1 protein-coding gene and 1 pseudogene are annotated in these 736 nt (G+C 73.0%); one reads left to right on the top strand and one right to left on the bottom strand.

What is annotated here, in order from left to right:
- Positions 1–195, bottom strand: a pseudogene (locus tag ACYVE7_RS35085) (hypothetical protein); the annotation flags it as partial.
- An 83-nt stretch (positions 196–278) separates the two neighbouring features.
- Between ACYVE7_RS35085 and ACYVE7_RS35080 the strand changes: the two are divergent.
- A partial coding sequence (locus ACYVE7_RS35080; RefSeq protein WP_460370991.1) for a GntR family transcriptional regulator occupies positions 279–736 on the top strand: 458 nt, incomplete at its 3' end.

The following is a 736-nucleotide window of genomic DNA, read 5'->3' as shown; positions in this document are numbered from 1 at the left end:
CGCCGCCCGGACCGCCAGCGGCAGCAGCACGGCCGCCGCGAGCGCGTACCGCAGCGCCTGTCCCGCGAACACCGGATACCGCCCGATCGTCGCCGAGACCGCAGCCAACGTCCCGACGAGCGCCATCCCACCGGTCGCCCCGGCGATCCCGCGCAGCCTCCCGGCGTCGCCCACCCGTGTCACTACAAGATCCATACCTCTGACGCTAGGGCCCGATTGGTCTTCGCCACAGATCCATTCCTCTGGCGGAAACCTGGACCATTTCCTAGGCTCCCCTCATGAGCGACCTGCACCTCACCCTCGACCGCACCCACGGCAGACTCGCCATCCAGATCGCCGCCGAACTCCGCCGCGCCATCCGCGAGGGCCGCCTCCCCACCGGCACCCGCCTCCCCTCCACCCGCACCCTGGCCGCCGACCTGTCGGTAGCCCGAGGCGTCATCGTCTCGGCCTACGAACAACTCGTCGCCGAAGGCTTCCTCCTGTCCCGCACCGGCTCCGGCACCCACGTGGCCCCCGCAGCAGGCAACGGAACCGTGCACAGCCGGACAGAAAGCCGTCAACACCTTGAACCGCCCGCGCCGGGCGGGGCGACTGCGCTCGGACGGGCGGAAAGCGTCGAACCGGCCGCCGCGGGTGGGGCGGCTGTGCGCGGACGGGCGCAGAGCCGTCGAGGGGGCGAGCGGTTCGGGGTGGGCGGGGGGCTGGTGGTGCGGGCGGGGGAGGTGGTGGGGGA

Source organism: Actinocorallia lasiicapitis (genome assembly GCF_054778695.1).
The sequence above is the reverse complement of the archived record's forward strand: the minus strand, read 5'-3'. Positions and strand labels throughout refer to the sequence as shown.